This window comes from Secundilactobacillus angelensis, from assembly GCF_012641075.1.
GTDB lineage: Bacteria > Bacillota > Bacilli > Lactobacillales > Lactobacillaceae > Secundilactobacillus > Secundilactobacillus angelensis.
This window is the reverse complement of sequence record NZ_JAAXLJ010000018.1, coordinates 1-15,997: the sequence shown is the minus strand read 5'-3', so window position 1 is coordinate 15,997 and position 15,997 is coordinate 1. Positions and strand designations below refer to the sequence as shown.

Sequence of the window (15,997 nt, the reverse complement as noted above, 5' to 3'; positions counted from 1 at the left end):
GTGCAAAATTATGAAAGCGTTATCAACGAGTGTTGTAGTTGTTGGTTCAGGTTCTGCTGGAATTTCAGCTAGTTTTGAGCTTTACAAGCAAAAGATCCCCTTTATTTTGCTCGAACGGGGAGACAAAGTCGGTGGTGCAGGTAAATTTGGTGCACATGGTGTTTTCGCCATCAACTCCAAACAACAAATTGCCAAAGGCGTCACTTATGATTATCAGCAAGCTTTCGAGGGCTTAACCGAGTACAATCATTATTTTGTTAACGGTGAATTGTTATCCCGATTTCTCAAAAAGTCTGGTGCAAACATTGATCGCATGACAGAAATGGGACTCTCCGTTACGGTTGAACAAAGTGAACAAGAAGCGCATTTAAACGATCCGCTGGTTTATCATAAATTCAACAATTTCAAAGACAAGATGAATAATTGGGATCAATTGCCAGCTAAGTTTGTTGAAGCAGGTAACACAGTCTTAACTGAAACCGCTGCCGTTGATCTTGATTATGAAAATGGGTTAAAAGCGGTTATTGTGGAAGATAAAAATGGTGAAAGGACTCGCATTAGCACCCAAAAAGTGATCTTTGCTGATGGTGGCTATTGTGGTGATCCAAACATGATGGCTGAAAAGTATGCGGACTCGAAAAACTTACTAAACTTGGGTGAACGAAAAGCTGATGGTACCGGAATTAAGTTGGCTAAGAAACTTGGTGCTGACACTAATCACACACCAGTCTTATTCGCTCACGGATGTGCCCCAAGTCTCCAAATCAACCCAATGAGGCGAGACAGCAGTGTTGAGACACTCACTAACCTCCCCTTATTCTGGTTAGACCAAACCGCCAATCGATTTGTGAATGAAGATATCGTATACGACTTCGCAATGTGGGCAAATGCAGCACACAACGTTGGTGGTAAATACTATGTGCTGGTTGATCAAAAAACAATCGATACTTTTAAAACTCAACAGGTCAATCTGAAAGATACATTCGAACGCCAGTTCTGTGAAGTTGGTGAAACTCCTCGAACCACTGTCGGTCCTTTACCGAATATCCAGCAAGATTTCGATGATGCTGAAAAGACCGGTGAAGTGGTTAAGGCCAACTCATTATCAGAACTTTCGGAAAAACTTAACCTATCATTACCCGCTCTGCAACGGAGTGTTGATGCTTACAACCACGCTATTGACGTTCAAGATGACGATGTATTCTTGAAACCAACCGATGAGCTTCTATTCAATGTTGAAAGCGGTCCCTTCTACGCAATCGTTGAACACTGTGCAATTTTAGGGACTTTGGATGGTGTTAATGTCAACCGAAACTGTGAACCTGTCAGAGAAGACGGTACCCCAATAAAGGATCTCTATATTGTCGGCAACAACGTTAACGGCCTATATTCTGATGGTTATCCAAGTTATGAAGGCATCGCTAACGGCTTCGCATTTGTATCTGGTTGGATTGCTGGTGAAGAATCAATTAAGAGCTTAAAACAAACAAAAATGGAGGCATTATAATGTTAAATTTAAAAGGTAAAACTGCTTTAGTTACTGGCGCTGCACAAGGGATTGGCTACGCAATCAGTGAATCATTTGCTGAGCATGACGCTGACGTTATTTTAACTGACTACAATCCAAAGGTCGTTGACGCTGCAACTGAATTAAATCAAAAATACAGCGGCAACATCTCCGGTTTAGTAATGAATGTCATGGATGACGAAAGTATTCAAAAAGGACTCGACCAGGTCATTACTCAATATGGCAAATTAGACTACGTGATTAATAATGCTGGTGGCGGTGTTCTTAAACCATTTGCGGAATTAACGGATGACGATTTCGACAAAACGATCAACCTCGATTTGCGTGGGACCTTCCTTTGCATGCGCGCAGAAATTCAACTGTTCCTGAAACAAGGATACGGTTCAATCGTCAATACTGGTGCCTTGGGCAGTGTCTATAATCCAGGTGGAATGGGCGCCTATAATGCAGCTAAAAACGGCATTATGGGAATGACTCAAGCTGCTGCTGTTGACTATGCTGACAAGAAGATTCGGGTCAATTGCGTCGCTCCTGGATTGACGAAGACCCCACTCAATGACGGCGGCTTTCTCGATAAGATTTTGCCAACTGTTCCAATGAAACGTTACGAAACTGCTGATGAAGTGGCAAAATTATTTGTCTTTGTTGCAAGTGAAGCAACCTTCATGACTGGTCAAACAATCTTAAGTGATGGCGGCGTTTCAGTTGGCTTGAAATAGCAGGAGGTCAATTATGTTCCCTAAACAAACAAAATACGATCTTGTTATTGTTGGCGCGGGTCTATCAGGTTTAGCAGCTGCTGTTACGGCCGCTGAAAATAGCCTAGATACTCTGGTGATTGAAAAAGGTCGAAGCATTGGCGGTGATGGTAACTATGTTGAGGGCGCCATGGGCGTTGATAGTTACTTGCAAAAACAAGCTGGTATCACTATTGACAAGACTGAGCTCTTACAAGATGAGCTTAACTATTCTCATTATGAAGCGAGCGCCCCACACCTCAAAAAGTTAATTGATAACAGTGGTCCAACAATCGACTGGCTGCATGAGCAGGGTGTTGAATTTTCCAAGGTTGGTGTCCAAGGAAAAAGTTGGCCAACTATCCATACCTTTACCGGTGGAGGTCACGCTGCAGTTCAAACGTTGTATCAAAAAGCGGTTGACGCGAATATTGAATTTGCCATGAGTATCAAAGCAGATCAGATTTTACAAAAAAACGGTCATGTAGCCGGTTTATCAGTTCAAAATCAAGCTACTGGTCAGTTTCGCGACATCGAAACGGCTAATATCTTGCTGGCAACCGGTGGCTACGTTGATAACCCTGAATTAGTTAAATTACGCACACCATTTTCCGACCGTCTCTTTGCCGTCAGCGATGGCAAATCTACTGGTGATGGTATGCAGATGGCATGGAAAGCTGGTGCTGAGCACTATCAAATTGGGGCGATTCAGTATGGTGGCGGTGCGATTTATGATAAGCAAAATCCCCCATTCACTCACATGGCATCACAACTGGCCGCTGCTGCGACTCAAGAAGCAATTCTCTGGGTAAATGAACGTGGTGAACGCTTTGTTAATGAAGATGTTAACGATAATATGTGCCATGCTGGGAGCGCGATTCTGACTCAGTCACGAACTTTCTCAATTTTGGACCAAGGCACAGTTGACCATTTGACTAACCAGGGACTCTACAAGGAAATTGGTAACTCCCCCGTTTCTCCGGATAAATTGGATCAGCTTAAAGTCGAAATTGATAGAGACTTGAACGCTCACCGAAAGTACTTAACGAAAGCAGACACAGTCGAACAGCTTGCTGAAATGCTGAATCTTCCAGACCTTGCCGAAACTGTTCAACGGTATAACAGCCTGGTTAACAATCAAGCTGACACTGATTTCGGTAAGGATAAGCAATATCTCACTCCCTTAAAACAAGGCCCGTACTACGCAGTGGAACTTGGTGTCGGTATGGCCTGTGCTCTAGGTGGCATTCGGGTCAATAACGACAACGAAGTGCTGAATGATCATGGCTATCCACTAACGGGACTTTACGCCGCTGGTAACGACGCTGCGGGCATGCTTGTTGGTGATACGTACGCCGTAACATTACCCGGTAGTACAGCAGGATACGCCACCTTTTCAGGAAGAAATGCTGTTTTAACAATAACTAAAAGGAGAGGTTCATAATGGATACTCCGAGTAAAACATATATTTCAAAAACTAGAATTGGTGTTCTAACCGTTGCAACAATGGGAATGGCATCACTTGCCATCACCCCTTCCTATGCAGCAATTGCAAAATTTTTCACACTGAACAACACCAGTGTTCAAATGCTAACTTCATTACCTAATTTGTTTATGATGCTAGCTGGTCTATTGGTGGGCCGCCTAACTGCTACGAAGTTGAATTTAAAGACGCTCACCTTAAGTGCTATTATTTTCATCGTGATTGGCGGCTTCTTACCATTAGCCTTTCATGATAGTTTCACCTTTCTGCTAATTTGTTCATGTTTGGTAGGTCTCGGACAAGGGATGTGTACTAACTTGGCACAAGTCTTAATTTCCACCATGTTACCAGAAACTGAACGTCAATCCACCATGGGTCTATCCACCACTTTTACTAACATTGGTGGCATCATCTTCATCATGGGTGGCGGTCAATTAGCCGCTTCAAGCACTTGGGTCAGCAACTACTGGATTTATATTTTCTCATTGCTAGTTTTGATTGTTGTCGTCCTCATGGTGCCCCTTCATCCGCTACCAGTTAATAACGGTGAAGTTGATACTGGCGAAGGCAAAATCAAGCTGAATAAATACGTATTCTACTGTGCCTTCTGGTCATTTTGTATCATGTTATTGAACAACGTCCTCAATAACAACATCGCACTATTCGTTGTTAAACAACATTTGGGTGCCACATCTCAAGCAGCGTTGACTTCAACTGTTTCATTGATTGGTGGGATGATCTGCGGGTTCTTTGTTGGAATGATTGGGAAACATTTCAAATATTCTTCGATTGCTCTTTCATTCATCCTCTACGGTTTTTCCTACTTCTTGATTGGCTATGGTCATTCATTACTTATTGCATTCATTGGCAGCTTCGTCGTTGGTGCCGCGATGAGTATCGCAATGGGTCAGTTCCCTTATCTGATTTCAATTGCGGTCGGAAAAACTAGTGTTTCCATGGCGTTAGGTGTCTACGTTGCCATCTACTCAATTGGCGGTGTTGTCAGTCCATTCGTTGTAAATCCGCTAACTAGTCTATTTAGCAAGATGGGCTTGAACGTCTTCTCAGTCAGTGGTGTGCTGGCATTAGTACTCGGCATTATCTGCCTAATCGTTAAATTTCAAAAGAACCTGGTGGATAACTCACTAGTTGCAGAAAATTAAAGCTATTTCAAATGAAAAACCGATATTGGTCAAACACTATCGGCTTTTTTGTTACCTCAACCATCATATTTATATATTCACAATCTTTTTAAATTAAATAATTGAAACCCGTTTTTATAGCATATCATTACCCCTTTTATATGTTATAATAATCACAAATGAATGGAGGGATTAATAATGGCATATTCATTTTTGAACACTTTTACGTTTCCAAACAAGGACATCACATTGAAGAACCGCGTGGTCATTCCACCTTTAACTGAGTGCATGGCGTTCCATGACGGCCATGTTACTAGCGATGAGGTTAACTACTACCGTAAGCATACCGGTGGCGTTGGTCTTTATATCACGGCCGTCGCTTACATTAACGAAGAAGGTAAAGGATTTGAAGGTCAGCTGAGTGTCGATGATGACAAGTTCATTCCGGACCTACACCGGCTTGCTTCGGCCATCCAACAAAACGGGACTAAAGCTGTGCTACAGATTTTCAGTGCCGGTCGGATGAGTTCAACGGCCATCCTTCGAGGTAAACGACCTGTCAGTGCCAGTGCGATTGCAGCCGCACGTGCCGGATCCGAACAGCCTCGGGAACTTTCAGCAGATGAAGTTAAACAAACCATTGTTGATTTTGGTGAAGCGACTCGTCGGGCTATTCAAGCAGGATTTGATGGCGTAGAAATTCATGGTGCTAACACTTATTTGATTCAACAATTCTTCTCCCCTAACTCAAATCAGCGGACCGACGAATGGGGTGGCACGCTGGAAAAGCGGATGAAGTTCCCGCTAGCAGTCATCAAAACAGTTAATGAAGCGGTCGATAAATACGCCGATAAACCATTTATCGTGGGCTACAGAATTTCCCCTGAAGAAATTGAAAAACCAGGCATCACCTTTGAGGATACTTTGAAGTTTGTCGATGTCTTAAAGGATCAGCCAATTGACTACCTCCATGTTTCAATGAGCGACGTTTGGCGGAAGTCTTTGACGGATAAAACCATCACGACACCATTAAATGAAACCATCAAAGACCATTTGCAGGGAAAGATTCCAATGATCGTCGTCGGAGACGTTCAAACGCCCGCTGATGCCGCCAAAGCCACAGATTCGGGCTTTGACCTAGTTGCATTAGGCCGTGAAAACATTCGTGAGCCTCACTGGGTACAAAAGGTTGAACACAACGACGAAGCTTCAATCCGTTATACCATTTCACTGGATGATTTGGATGAATTGGGGATCAAACCACCGTTCTTCGATATCCTACTTGCCTTGAGTGGTGAAGCCGGAATCCCAATTTCAACAGTCAAACAGACTGATCGACATTCAGCCAACGAAGCCATTGACCATTTTCTAAGTGGTGGCAAGTAACTTTCAATTGCGTTACCGTGGCTACCGTCATTTTCTTAATGGCGCAGCATAATTAAAAATCAATTTAACCAAGAGGCGCAAAGACTTAGCTTGCGCCTCTTTTGTACGCTAACCGGACTTTCGTCACAACCGATAGTCGGGTATACTAAATTAAATTTCCTATAACAATAAAGGAGGCGAAAACATTGAAAAAAGGTTTAGATGCCCCGTTAGTTCCCCTTTTGCTGATTAGTTTTGGCCTGGTTGCCCTAGTCGCCGCGCTGTCCTCACATGAGTTGATCAACTTAATTTTCCCCCTTATTCTCTTAGTATCAGGCGGCCTGTATCTGTATACTTCACTGGTTGGGAAATACAAGATCATCGTGCGAGTAGTCAGCCAAATGGATTTGCAGCCTAACGCGCAAGTTTTAGATCTTGGCACCGGTCACGGCGCGTTTCTGATGGAAATCGCTAAGAAATTAAAGGCACCTGGAAAAGTAACCGGTATCGATATCTGGAACCAAAATGACCAATTAAACAACGCTTTGGCAAATACACAACAGCTCATTGACGCGCAAGACTTAACCGGTGTCAGTCAACTCACTACCGCTAATATGACTGATCTGCCTTTCAATGACGAAACCTTCAATTTTGTGGTGGCCAGTGTGGCGATTCATAACGTCAAACCGGCATCCGCCCGCGCGAAAGCCATCAGTGAGGCTTATCGCGTTTTAAAGCCAGGCGGTGAAATCATCATTATTGATATTGAACACATTGCTCAGTACCAGCGGACCTTGCAGCAGCTCGGTGTGAGTGAACTCACGGTCTCTAATGCCGGCATCAACGGCATGTATGGCATCATGATGACGAGAATTTTACGCGCCAGAAAATAACCAAGGCTTCCACTACACCTTGAACCCAGTCGACCAGCGTGCAATACTGAAAATGAAATTAAACCATTTAGAAAGTTGGGTGAAGATAATGTATCGTATGATCAGTTTCGACTTAGACGGCACTTTGGCGAACACTTTTCCGGTGATCTTGAAGTCCTTTCGCAGCACGGTTGAGCATTTTACCGGTGAAAAGATTGACGATCAGCAGATTTTCGACACTTTTGGGACGAATGAGCAAGGTATGCTGCGTAGTTTGCTGCCAGATGTACCATTAGATACCGCGTCAGATTACTTTTACGATGCCTATCAGCAAGCCCATGAGGATTTACGGCAGCCGTTTCCAGGGATCGTAGATTTACTCAAAGACTTAGCCAGCCATGGCATCCAAATTTCGCTGCTCACTGGCAAGGGCCAGCAGGCGTGTGATATCTCGTTGAAAATGCTGGGGCTCACCGGCTACTTTGAACCTATTCTGGTGGGCTCGCCAGTACGCAACATTAAGACTGATAACCTTAAACGTCTTGTGGCAACGCAACAGATTGCACCCGAAGAACTAGCCTACGTTGGTGATGCCACCAGTGATATCAAGGCTTCCCAAGCCGCTGGTATCCACTGCTTCTCAGCCGCTTGGTCACCCAGTGTTCAATTAGATGCACTCAAAGCGGTGAACGCGGATATTTATGGATCGGTGGCGGATTTGGAGAAAAAGTTACTGAATTAATCGTTAACATTTTGGAAATTAATGAATCGTAATTCTTTGGAAAGCAAAGGAGAGGCTCAATTCACCAACGAATTGAGCCTCTCCTTTTTTATAAAGATTAAATTCTGACTGAGAAACCGTGATTCTGAATGCTAATCGTTTCTCTTCTGTTTACGTGAAATTAATTTTGCTCAAAAAAAGGGATATAGTCGTGTGTGTGTTGTATGTCGATATTTTTAGAACACGGTTCAAAAACATAGCAAAAATGCCAAGAGAATAAAATTCATCTCTTGGCATTATTATTGGCTTCAAACCTTCGCCATTCCTACTGCTTATAGAAAATATAGTGGTCTTTACTAAAGCCACCATGCTTGTATTGACTATAGCCAAGCGCCTTCATACTGTGCCCTTTCTTATAGAAAACCTCATCATAACCAAACTTTCGCCCATAGGCATGCGTAGTCCCCTTGATTCGATAATATTTGCCGACTTTTTCATACTTTATACCAGTTGTCTTCGAGGTCGGTGCGCCAGTTGGCGTATAGTAGACGCTGGATTTAGTAATCTTATAGATATCCGTGCCCCGAACACCATCATGATATTTGTAAAAATAAGTTCCTCTCAAACTTGATGGTGTCCCCTTATGCCAACTAGACGCATTGGCGGTTGTCGTGGCTGATACACCAAACACGAGTGCTAAAGCTGTTACAATCCCTAAAAACCATTTTTTCATTTCAAAGTTCTCCCCTTTCTGAAATGATTATATTGCTAACTGACAAATTAAACATCTACGTTAACTTTAATTAAAAATCAGTGGTGCAATCTGACTAAGATACTCGCCATCCGTTTCATCAAACGTACTGTATTCAGGACTGTCTAAGTCCAAAACACCCCAAAACTGATCATCCTTAAACACCGGTACGACAATTTCTGATTTCGACGCACTATCGCAAGCAATGTGACCAGCAAAATTGTGAATATTTTCAACGATCTCCGTCCGCTTGGTTTGAGCAACGGTTCCGCAAACTCCTTTTCCAACTGGAATGTGCATACAAGCAGGCTTACCTTGGAAGGGCCCTAGAATTAACTCATTATTCTTGAATCGGTAATAAGTCGTGCCATTTAAATTTGGTATTTCGTGGAATAGCAGCGAGACTAAATTGCTCATATTAGCCACAAGATCCGTTTCACCATCCAATAAACTCTTTGCCTGTTCAACCAATAACTCGTAATTTTCTTGCTTCTTACCCATAATTCATTCCTCCTTATGACTCCAATAGAGAGACAAAAAGCACTTTCTCCCTCATCAGATTTCAATCTCTAACTAAGGGTGAAAGTGCTTTTCCATGGTACCACCTCAATTTACATCATTCACGCAAATGACATACGCTTCGGGTACAAAAATGATTTTAATACCCTCACTCTGTATCGGGAGTACCCGTCATCATCTAACTAATGCTCGATGATAAAGACTGTCGTTAAGACCATATTCAAACTTAAACTACTACCGCTTTCCATCAACGTGGCTCTCTAAAAGTAGCTTTCAGCTCTACTCATCTTATGTCTAATTGATTTGTTAAATTGTTACCGGTTATTGTACAAGCAACTCAAAAACAATGTCAACGATAAAATGAGATTTTAATGAATAAGACTTATCAATCACTTTATTGAAATTGGGTCCAATCCTGCTGCATGCCTTTACCGCCAGCTTCAAACGCACTAACAACACAATCTCTGAGCAGTAACATTTCATCGTAATCCAAATTTTGGGTAACTTTATCTAAAAAGCGATCAACGAACGCCGTTAAATTGGGATCAACGGTGCCATCTTCCTTCCGTGCTCGTTCGTATAAGTCGACGTGGTAGGCTTTTAAGTCCTTATTGAACTCCTCTGTTTTCACATATGCCAGCTCCGAGCGCACCTTTTCAAGTTCCTGAGTTAACGCTTTCTCCCGTTGAACGTTGAGCGTCTGATTTTTTTCAGCTTCTTTTTCTAATATTGGATTACCTTTAATTTGCGTCATGTTGTCTCCATTCTTTCGTCTTAGTGTTAATGAGTTTCTACCTGCATTTTTGGCAGTCAGGTATTTGGACCATCTTCATAAAGATAGCCAGCTTCTCTTAATGAGGCTTGAATCGCCACCAATTGCTCGGGCGTGTCATACGCAATAGTGTGAGTGTGCACGCCATCCGTTAATTCCGACAACAAATGGGCCTTTTGTTGTTTGATTTTCGCCATAAATAGGTTCACGTCAGCCTTGTCTCTCACCTGTAAATTTGCTCGAATTTGTCCACAGAGCGGATGATCCACCACGACGTCTTCAATCACACCACCAGCTTTAATGATTCGCTGCATCTCATCGGCACTCCCAATTGGCGTATGGCGACAAACCAATACCACTTCATGAACAGCATTGTACTGATATTCATAACCTCTCACCGTGGCAACAATACCTTCTCCACCTGCTCTTAACAGGGAAACGTCCCCCACAATTGTTTGGCGACTAACGTGAAATCGACGTGCGAGTTTGCTTGCACTTATTGGTGACAAACTGGTTGATAAAACTGATTGAATCTGTGATCGTCGTTCTGCATTTGTCATACTGCCGCCTACTTTTAATAATTGATATACCACTTTATCTTATATTCATAATCCTACCAGAAAATTAGACCAAAGAGAACATTTCGTGAAAATTCAATTAAACCTTTTCACTGATATATGCTAAGATATAGACATTATTTCATGGGGTGTCAAGACACCAATCAAACATGAAAAGAATGGACGATGAGTCATGCGTAATCTTTCTTTGTTAACAGATCTTTACGAATTTTCAATGGCAAACGGTTTTCAAAAAGACATGCTCGAGACCCGAGCGACTTTTGACATTTTCTTCCGGAAAGTACCAGATCAAGGCAGTTTCGTCATTACCGCTGGCTTGCAGCAAATTATCGATGCCCTACCATTCTCATTTACACCAGAAGATATTGATTATTTCCGTAGTCTTCATCTCTGGGGTGACGACTTTTTGGACTTCTTAGCTAACTTTAAATTCGATTGTCATTTGCGAGCAATTCCTGAAGGGACGCCCGTTTTCCCACGAGAATCGTTAATGACTGTGGAAGGTCCAATTGCTCAAGCACAGTTGTTAGAAACGCTGCTGCTGACCATTTTAAATCACGAATCACTTATTGCGACCAAGGCCCGTCGAATAACCTTTGCTGCTGGTGACCGACCCATCATGGAATTTGGTGCTCGCCGTGCGCAAGGCCCAGATAGCGCGATCTATGGTGCCCGCGCAGCAGTCATTGGCGGTGCTGCCAGTACTTCCAACGTGTTGGCTGGTAAATTGTTCAATGTTCCGGTTGCCGGCACCATGGCACACAGCTGGATTGAAGCTTATCCGGACGAGCTCACTGCTTTTCGTCAATGGGCCAAATACTACCCTGACAACAGTGCCCTACTAGTGGATACCTACGATGTGCTCAGCTCTGGCGTTCCCAATGCAATTACTGTATTCAAGGAGTTACGTGCCAAAGGGCATGAACCTGTGGGCATCCGAATTGATTCCGGTGACATCGCCTCCCTGTCACGTCAAGCTAGAAAGCTATTAGATGATGCTGGCTTCCCTAAAGCCAAAATCACGATCTCCAATGCGCTAGATGAAAACATCATCGAATCATTACTTCATCAAGGCGCACCAATCGACAACTTCGGGGTTGGCGAAAAGTTGATTACCAGTTCATCTTCACCCGTGCTAAGTGGCGTTTATAAATTAGCCGCGATTGAAGAAGATGGCAAACTCATCCCCAAAATCAAAATCAGTGACAGTCGCGAAAAAGTGACGATTCCGGGTCAAAAACAGGTCTATCGGCTCTATCGCCATAACACCAACGATGCGTTTGCGGACCTCATTGCCCTCATCGACGAACCGGTTGCTGACCAGCACGAACTGAATGCGTATGATAGTAACCCACTGAGTGTCAACAAGGTACAGAAGTTAAACGACTTTGATGCCGTGCCATTATTGCAGCCTGTGGACTTAAACCAACACGCTTCAAATCCACTGGACATTCAAACTTTCAGCAAACAAGCCATTGCCGAACTGCCTGATGAAACCAAACGACTGACCAATCCGGATACTTACCACGTTTATATGACGACTAAGTTGGCTGAGTTGCAGGATGAGCTGGTGAACGGAAACTAGTCAAATGAATTTGCCGTCTGGGACACCATTGTTACTATTGGGATATTAATAACGATATTACCCGTTTACTAATAGATTGATAAGTGTATTATGAAACGTATCAGGGGAGGACTTTACATGAAAAAATCGATTATAACCACACTTGCCGTTGGAATTGGCTTAGCTGGTGGTACTGGTGTATCCGTGAACACGGCGCAAGCAGCTTCTTGGCATAAGGGAATGCCAAAAGCGCTCCAAGGAACGTGGAAGACTAAGTATAATAAAGCTTTTAGAGTCTCTTTCAAACTAAAGAATGGCAAGAATTATACTCACAGTTACGGTAATGATCCAGACTTTTTGAATCGCACCCATTATCGTTACCTTGGTCATCATGACTACAAGATAGTCGGCTATGAACCAATTTATTCCAAAAAGAACCAAACTCGCTATTTTAAGTGGGTATCGAAACACCATATTGTCTTTTCAACCTACCTGAAAAAGGGATATGGGACTAGTTACTACCGTTAACCAAAAGCAGATCAGATGATCTGCTTTTTATTTTCACTTCAGGTCGAATTCGTGCTGTTCTCACGAATATTCGTTGTACCTCTTACAAAATTACACATTATTTTATAATACATTTCCAATTATTTTATTTCCCCAATATAGTTTCATATACCCGATATTATCCTTTAAGAACAGGATTAGGAGCTTATATTTTGCCTCTGGTGAAAAGCAAGCCCAATATGAATATTAATTTAATTTTAATATTTCGGTTGACTTCCGTTTTTGTTGATGCTATTCTTTCTCCAACGAAACACAAAAGATGAGTAGTCTAGCAAGTGTCCCTTAGAGAGTTACGATTTGGTGAAATGTAACGTCACAGACTAGATGAATATGGTCTTGGTATTGCTGTTTAATGTGTGAGCGCTTTCGTGAGCACGTTACGTCTTCCACTCGTTATCGTGACGTATGTATTTTGCATATGAGTGCCTATGTGGGTGGTACCGCGGCTAGTTCGCCCCACAGTCTTATTAACTTTAAGACTGTGGGGATTTTTTGTGTAATAAAGATTAAAGGAGATTTTATAATGCCAGAACATGATTTATCAAATGATGTCGTTGCCGTTTTAGGTGCAGGCGCGGTCGGCCGCTCAGTTGCCGCAGACTGTAAACTTGGAGGCAATCAAGTACGCCTCTATGATCTACCAGAGTTTGCCAAGACTTCACTTGCGAACCTTGATCGTACCGGTATCACACTCGAAGGCAAGCAGTGGAATAAATACAATTTTACACGTTCAGGAACCGCTAAATTCGATTTAGTTTCTACGGATCTTGAAAAAGTATTAGACGGTGCCAACCTTGTCATCGTTGCGATTCCGTCCGTTGGTCACGATGCCTTCTTTGAAAAGTTAGTTCCGCTATTACAAGATGGTATGATCATTCATATCATTCCTGATAACTTCGGCTCGCTTAAATTGCGTAAGAAGATGCGTGAATTAGGTAGCACTAAGGAAGTGATTGTTGGTGGCTGGTCAAGTGCACCATACGGTACCCGGATCATTAAAGAAGCCGGTATTGACACTACTCGAGTATTACTCCGTTATCGTGCAATTTCTCTTCGTGGTGCTGCCTTACCCACAACCGATCAAGAAAAGTTTCTGGAAAGCTCAGCGCATTTAGGCTGTTTTGATTCCGTGACTTTCGGTGACGGTCCAGCTAGTGGAAAGACCGTTCTAGACATTGGTTTCAGCAACGTTAATCCGGTTCTCCACTGTCCGGGTACATTACTCGGCGTCGGTGTCATGGAAAACTTTGGTCGCGTGTTTGGTGGCAACGATAAATCCAAGTACTCCATTTACTCATACGCCTATTGTGAATCGATTTCAGAAGTACAGTACGCATTTTATTCCGAAGAAGTTAAACTGGCCCATGCGATTGGTGTCGATGTTGCGCACTTTGACAAAGAAGTCTTCTTCTCACGTTCAAACATTCTTGGACCAGAATACATGGGTGACGGTGCCGCGGTACCGTTTGACGAGCAATATCCAATGGCGATTGGTACTGGTCCATTCGATATCCACGACCGCTACATTACCGAAGACGTCCCTGTCGGCTGCCACATCTACCACGAGCTGGGTAAAAAATTCAACGTTGACACCCGTGTCATCGACAGCATGATTACGCTTGCTTCGGCAATGGTTGGGACAGATTTCTACAAGACTGGTGTGACCCTCAACGAACTTGGTATTGGTCAACTTGATAAACAACAACTGTTAGACTATTTGAATACTGGTGCTTTAGCTTAGCATACGGGAGGTGTCGCAATGCATTATCGAGCCGTACTCAATAACGACCAACGATTGAACCAGAAACAGGCACCCTTAATTACACCTGTGGCTGGTAACGCAATGGGGATCATTGCCGTAAACTTAAATTATCCTAAGCTTCCCGGTAACGTTGTGAATGCCACAACATTCGATTTCCCGGTTGAATACGAAGTGATTGATGTTGAGATTGAGGATTTATTTACGGGTAATTCAAAGATCAAAGACACCGTCATCAAAGCAGCCCAAAAGCTTGAAAAACGCGGTGTTCGCGCAATCGTTGGCGCCTGTGGTTACTTCGCAAACTTCCAGGATGAAGTCAAAAACGCGGTGAACGTTCCCGTCTTCCTGTCCAGTTTAGCTCAATTGCCCATCATCAAATTTGGTCTGAAAACCGATCAGAAAGTCGGTGTCTTCGTAGCAAGTTACGAAAATGCCACGGAAGAATTCTTAAACAAATCCCATGCCAGCAAGGAATATTGTGTGATTCAGGATGTCGGCTCTTTGTCCAAATTCCATCCGATTCGCTATGGCGAGCCCGTCTTAGATAACGCGGGTTTAACCCAGCAACTCATTAATGTCAGTACAAACTTGATTGCTGATCATCCAGAAATTGGCGCGATTCTGTTGGAATGCAGCGACTTGCCACCTTACGCGTCCGCAATTCAAAGTGCAGTTGGCTTACCAGTTTTTGACTTCATTACATTGATTAATTGGGTATTTTCAGCAGTGGTACAAACGCCTTACTATGGTTACTATTAAAGCAAATCCTGTATGCAAATCCCTGGGATGGGATTTACCTACAGGATTTTTTATGACAAAAATCACGTTTTGTTTAATAAAAAATGGACCAAGCCACCACTTCAGCTTCGTCCAAAATCATTATTCTACTTGTAAAAACTAAATGGCATATATCGAGAGCTCTTATAACTAGAACCATCAAGCGACGTCAAGTAATTCAAGATCTTAATGTGGTTGCCGGTCTTCTTGACCTTGTAGTAAAGCAGTTCTCTCCCGCTGGTATAAGCCGTTTCATGGCCTCTGAGGTAATAGTAGCTGCTGCCTTTTGAATGGTGATACATCACCTTGTTAGCAGTTTGTGGATCGCCAAGGCGCGCACTTAATTTAAAAGTACTTGAGGTGATCTTGAACTTGTAATTCAAATCGCCACCCTTTTCCTTCCACGTCCCCCGAATGGCTGATGGTACGTTCTTGTGCCAAGTTGCTGCCTGGGCGGTTTCAGTTGTACTGAACGTTGCGAATGTTCCCATTAACACTGCAGCGGTGACTGCGACCAATCCTGTCTTTTTCATTAATGTATTATATTCCTCCTAAGTAGTATGTTTGGAGTATATCATAGTTGATTGTACATATGAGTGAACAATTGGAAGAAAAGTCGACTAAGGCATTCTTTCAAGTCCTAACAAGTTTTCTAACAGTTAGGTCCACATCCAAAGTTATCACAGAATTAATGCATGCTGTCCACAAAATGAGGTAATCAATAAAATCCTATTATAAACAAATTTTTGATATGCTCACGTTGTAAAGGGCGGTTATAAAATGTAGGAAAATGGCGGCGAGAAATTGTCGGTTTTCCTACATTTTTTTGATACTATAAATCACATCGCTAACTAGGAGG

The 15,997-nt window shown here is 42.8% G+C and carries 16 protein-coding genes; 11 read left to right on the top strand and 5 right to left on the bottom strand.

Annotation, left to right across the window (positions count from 1 at the left end; genetic code table 11):
* Positions 1-10: 10 nt before the first annotated feature.
* The 7 genes from HC026_RS09395 to HC026_RS09365 all read left to right on the top strand — a co-directional run bounded on the left by HC026_RS09395 (position 11) and on the right by HC026_RS09365 (position 7,869).
* Entirely contained in the window at positions 11-1,507 is a 1,497-nt protein-coding gene (locus HC026_RS09395) for an FAD-binding protein (protein ID WP_168925715.1), read from the top strand.
* Positions 1,507-2,247: an SDR family NAD(P)-dependent oxidoreductase gene (locus HC026_RS09390; RefSeq protein WP_168925714.1), complete on the top strand. Its 741-nt coding sequence runs from the start codon at positions 1,507-1,509 to the stop codon at positions 2,245-2,247. The genes HC026_RS09395 and HC026_RS09390 overlap by 1 nt, the downstream gene beginning before the upstream one ends.
* A gap of 13 nt (positions 2,248-2,260) precedes the next feature.
* Positions 2,261-3,709, top strand: coding sequence for an FAD-dependent oxidoreductase (locus HC026_RS09385; protein WP_168925713.1), 1,449 nt, complete (start codon positions 2,261-2,263; stop codon positions 3,707-3,709).
* Complete coding sequence (locus HC026_RS09380) at positions 3,709-4,911, top strand: MFS transporter (protein ID WP_168925712.1); 1,203 nt, start codon at positions 3,709-3,711, stop codon at positions 4,909-4,911. The genes HC026_RS09385 and HC026_RS09380 overlap by 1 nt, the downstream gene beginning before the upstream one ends.
* A gap of 174 nt (positions 4,912-5,085) precedes the next feature.
* A complete protein-coding gene (locus HC026_RS09375) occupies positions 5,086-6,276 on the top strand; it encodes an NADH-dependent flavin oxidoreductase (RefSeq protein WP_168925750.1) in 1,191 nt (396 codons plus the stop codon).
* A 185-nt stretch (positions 6,277-6,461) separates the two neighbouring features.
* Complete coding sequence (locus HC026_RS09370; protein WP_168925711.1) at positions 6,462-7,148, top strand: class I SAM-dependent methyltransferase; 687 nt, start codon at positions 6,462-6,464, stop codon at positions 7,146-7,148.
* An 88-nt stretch (positions 7,149-7,236) separates the two neighbouring features.
* Positions 7,237-7,869 carry an HAD family hydrolase gene (locus tag HC026_RS09365; RefSeq protein ID WP_168925710.1) on the top strand — a complete coding sequence of 211 codons (633 nt, stop codon included), beginning with the start codon at positions 7,237-7,239 and terminating at the stop codon, positions 7,867-7,869.
* A gap of 304 nt (positions 7,870-8,173) precedes the next feature.
* Here the strand turns inward: HC026_RS09365 and HC026_RS09360 are convergent, their stop codons facing one another.
* The 4 genes from HC026_RS09360 to HC026_RS09345 form a co-directional block, all read right to left on the bottom strand.
* Positions 8,174-8,581 (bottom strand): hypothetical protein, encoded by a 408-nt coding sequence (locus tag HC026_RS09360; protein WP_168925709.1) that lies wholly within the window; start codon positions 8,579-8,581, stop codon positions 8,174-8,176.
* A gap of 66 nt (positions 8,582-8,647) precedes the next feature.
* Positions 8,648-9,100, bottom strand: coding sequence for a GAF domain-containing protein (locus HC026_RS09355; protein WP_168925708.1), 453 nt, complete (start codon positions 9,098-9,100; stop codon positions 8,648-8,650).
* Between the two features lie 412 nt (positions 9,101-9,512).
* Positions 9,513-9,872: a hypothetical protein gene (locus tag HC026_RS09350; protein ID WP_168925707.1), complete on the bottom strand. Its 360-nt coding sequence runs from the start codon at positions 9,870-9,872 to the stop codon at positions 9,513-9,515.
* A 56-nt stretch (positions 9,873-9,928) separates the two neighbouring features.
* Positions 9,929-10,450 carry a transcription repressor NadR gene (locus tag HC026_RS09345; RefSeq protein ID WP_168925706.1) on the bottom strand — a complete coding sequence of 174 codons (522 nt, stop codon included), beginning with the start codon at positions 10,448-10,450 and terminating at the stop codon, positions 9,929-9,931.
* A 190-nt stretch (positions 10,451-10,640) separates the two neighbouring features.
* On the opposite strand from HC026_RS09345, the gene HC026_RS09340 reads away from it, so the two are divergent.
* The 4 genes from HC026_RS09340 to HC026_RS09325 all read left to right on the top strand — a co-directional run bounded on the left by HC026_RS09340 (position 10,641) and on the right by HC026_RS09325 (position 15,120).
* Positions 10,641-12,053 carry a nicotinate phosphoribosyltransferase gene (locus tag HC026_RS09340; RefSeq protein WP_168925705.1) on the top strand — a complete coding sequence of 471 codons (1,413 nt, stop codon included), beginning with the start codon at positions 10,641-10,643 and terminating at the stop codon, positions 12,051-12,053.
* Between the two features lie 117 nt (positions 12,054-12,170).
* On the top strand, positions 12,171-12,560 hold the full coding sequence (locus tag HC026_RS09335; RefSeq protein WP_168925704.1) for a hypothetical protein: 390 nt from the start codon (positions 12,171-12,173) through the stop codon (positions 12,558-12,560).
* A gap of 562 nt (positions 12,561-13,122) precedes the next feature.
* Positions 13,123-14,340, top strand: coding sequence for an NAD/NADP-dependent octopine/nopaline dehydrogenase family protein (locus tag HC026_RS09330; RefSeq protein WP_168925703.1), 1,218 nt, complete (start codon positions 13,123-13,125; stop codon positions 14,338-14,340).
* An 18-nt stretch (positions 14,341-14,358) separates the two neighbouring features.
* The gene (locus tag HC026_RS09325) at positions 14,359-15,120 is read left to right on the top strand and encodes an aspartate/glutamate racemase family protein (protein WP_168925702.1); all 762 of its coding nucleotides are present in this window, start codon (positions 14,359-14,361) and stop codon (positions 15,118-15,120) included.
* Positions 15,121-15,245: 125 nt separating this feature from the next.
* Here HC026_RS09325 and HC026_RS09320 read toward each other — a convergent pair whose 3' ends face one another.
* Positions 15,246-15,671, bottom strand: a complete 426-nt coding sequence (locus HC026_RS09320; RefSeq protein WP_168925701.1) for a hypothetical protein — start codon at positions 15,669-15,671, stop codon at positions 15,246-15,248.
* Positions 15,672-15,997 lie beyond the last annotated feature (326 nt).

Bases quoted from the DNA above. Each gene is read 5' to 3' on its own strand.
- HC026_RS09395 (WP_168925715.1), top strand. From the start codon at position 11: ATGAAAGCGTTATCAACGAGTGTTGTAGTTGTTGGTTCAGGTTCTGCT.
- HC026_RS09390 (WP_168925714.1), top strand. From the start codon at position 1,507: ATGTTAAATTTAAAAGGTAAAACTGCTTTAGTTACTGGCGCTGCACAA.
- HC026_RS09385 (WP_168925713.1), top strand. From the start codon at position 2,261: ATGTTCCCTAAACAAACAAAATACGATCTTGTTATTGTTGGCGCGGGT.
- HC026_RS09380 (WP_168925712.1), top strand. From the start codon at position 3,709: ATGGATACTCCGAGTAAAACATATATTTCAAAAACTAGAATTGGTGTT.
- HC026_RS09365 (WP_168925710.1), top strand. From the start codon at position 7,237: ATGTATCGTATGATCAGTTTCGACTTAGACGGCACTTTGGCGAACACT.
- HC026_RS09360 (WP_168925709.1), bottom strand. From the start codon at position 8,581: ATGAAAAAATGGTTTTTAGGGATTGTAACAGCTTTAGCACTCGTGTTT.
- HC026_RS09355 (WP_168925708.1), bottom strand. From the start codon at position 9,100: ATGGGTAAGAAGCAAGAAAATTACGAGTTATTGGTTGAACAGGCAAAG.
- HC026_RS09350 (WP_168925707.1), bottom strand. From the start codon at position 9,872: ATGACGCAAATTAAAGGTAATCCAATATTAGAAAAAGAAGCTGAAAAA.
- HC026_RS09345 (WP_168925706.1), bottom strand. From the start codon at position 10,450: ATGACAAATGCAGAACGACGATCACAGATTCAATCAGTTTTATCAACC.
- HC026_RS09340 (WP_168925705.1), top strand. From the start codon at position 10,641: ATGCGTAATCTTTCTTTGTTAACAGATCTTTACGAATTTTCAATGGCA.
- HC026_RS09335 (WP_168925704.1), top strand. From the start codon at position 12,171: ATGAAAAAATCGATTATAACCACACTTGCCGTTGGAATTGGCTTAGCT.
- HC026_RS09330 (WP_168925703.1), top strand. From the start codon at position 13,123: ATGCCAGAACATGATTTATCAAATGATGTCGTTGCCGTTTTAGGTGCA.
- HC026_RS09325 (WP_168925702.1), top strand. From the start codon at position 14,359: ATGCATTATCGAGCCGTACTCAATAACGACCAACGATTGAACCAGAAA.
- HC026_RS09320 (WP_168925701.1), bottom strand. From the start codon at position 15,671: ATGAAAAAGACAGGATTGGTCGCAGTCACCGCTGCAGTGTTAATGGGA.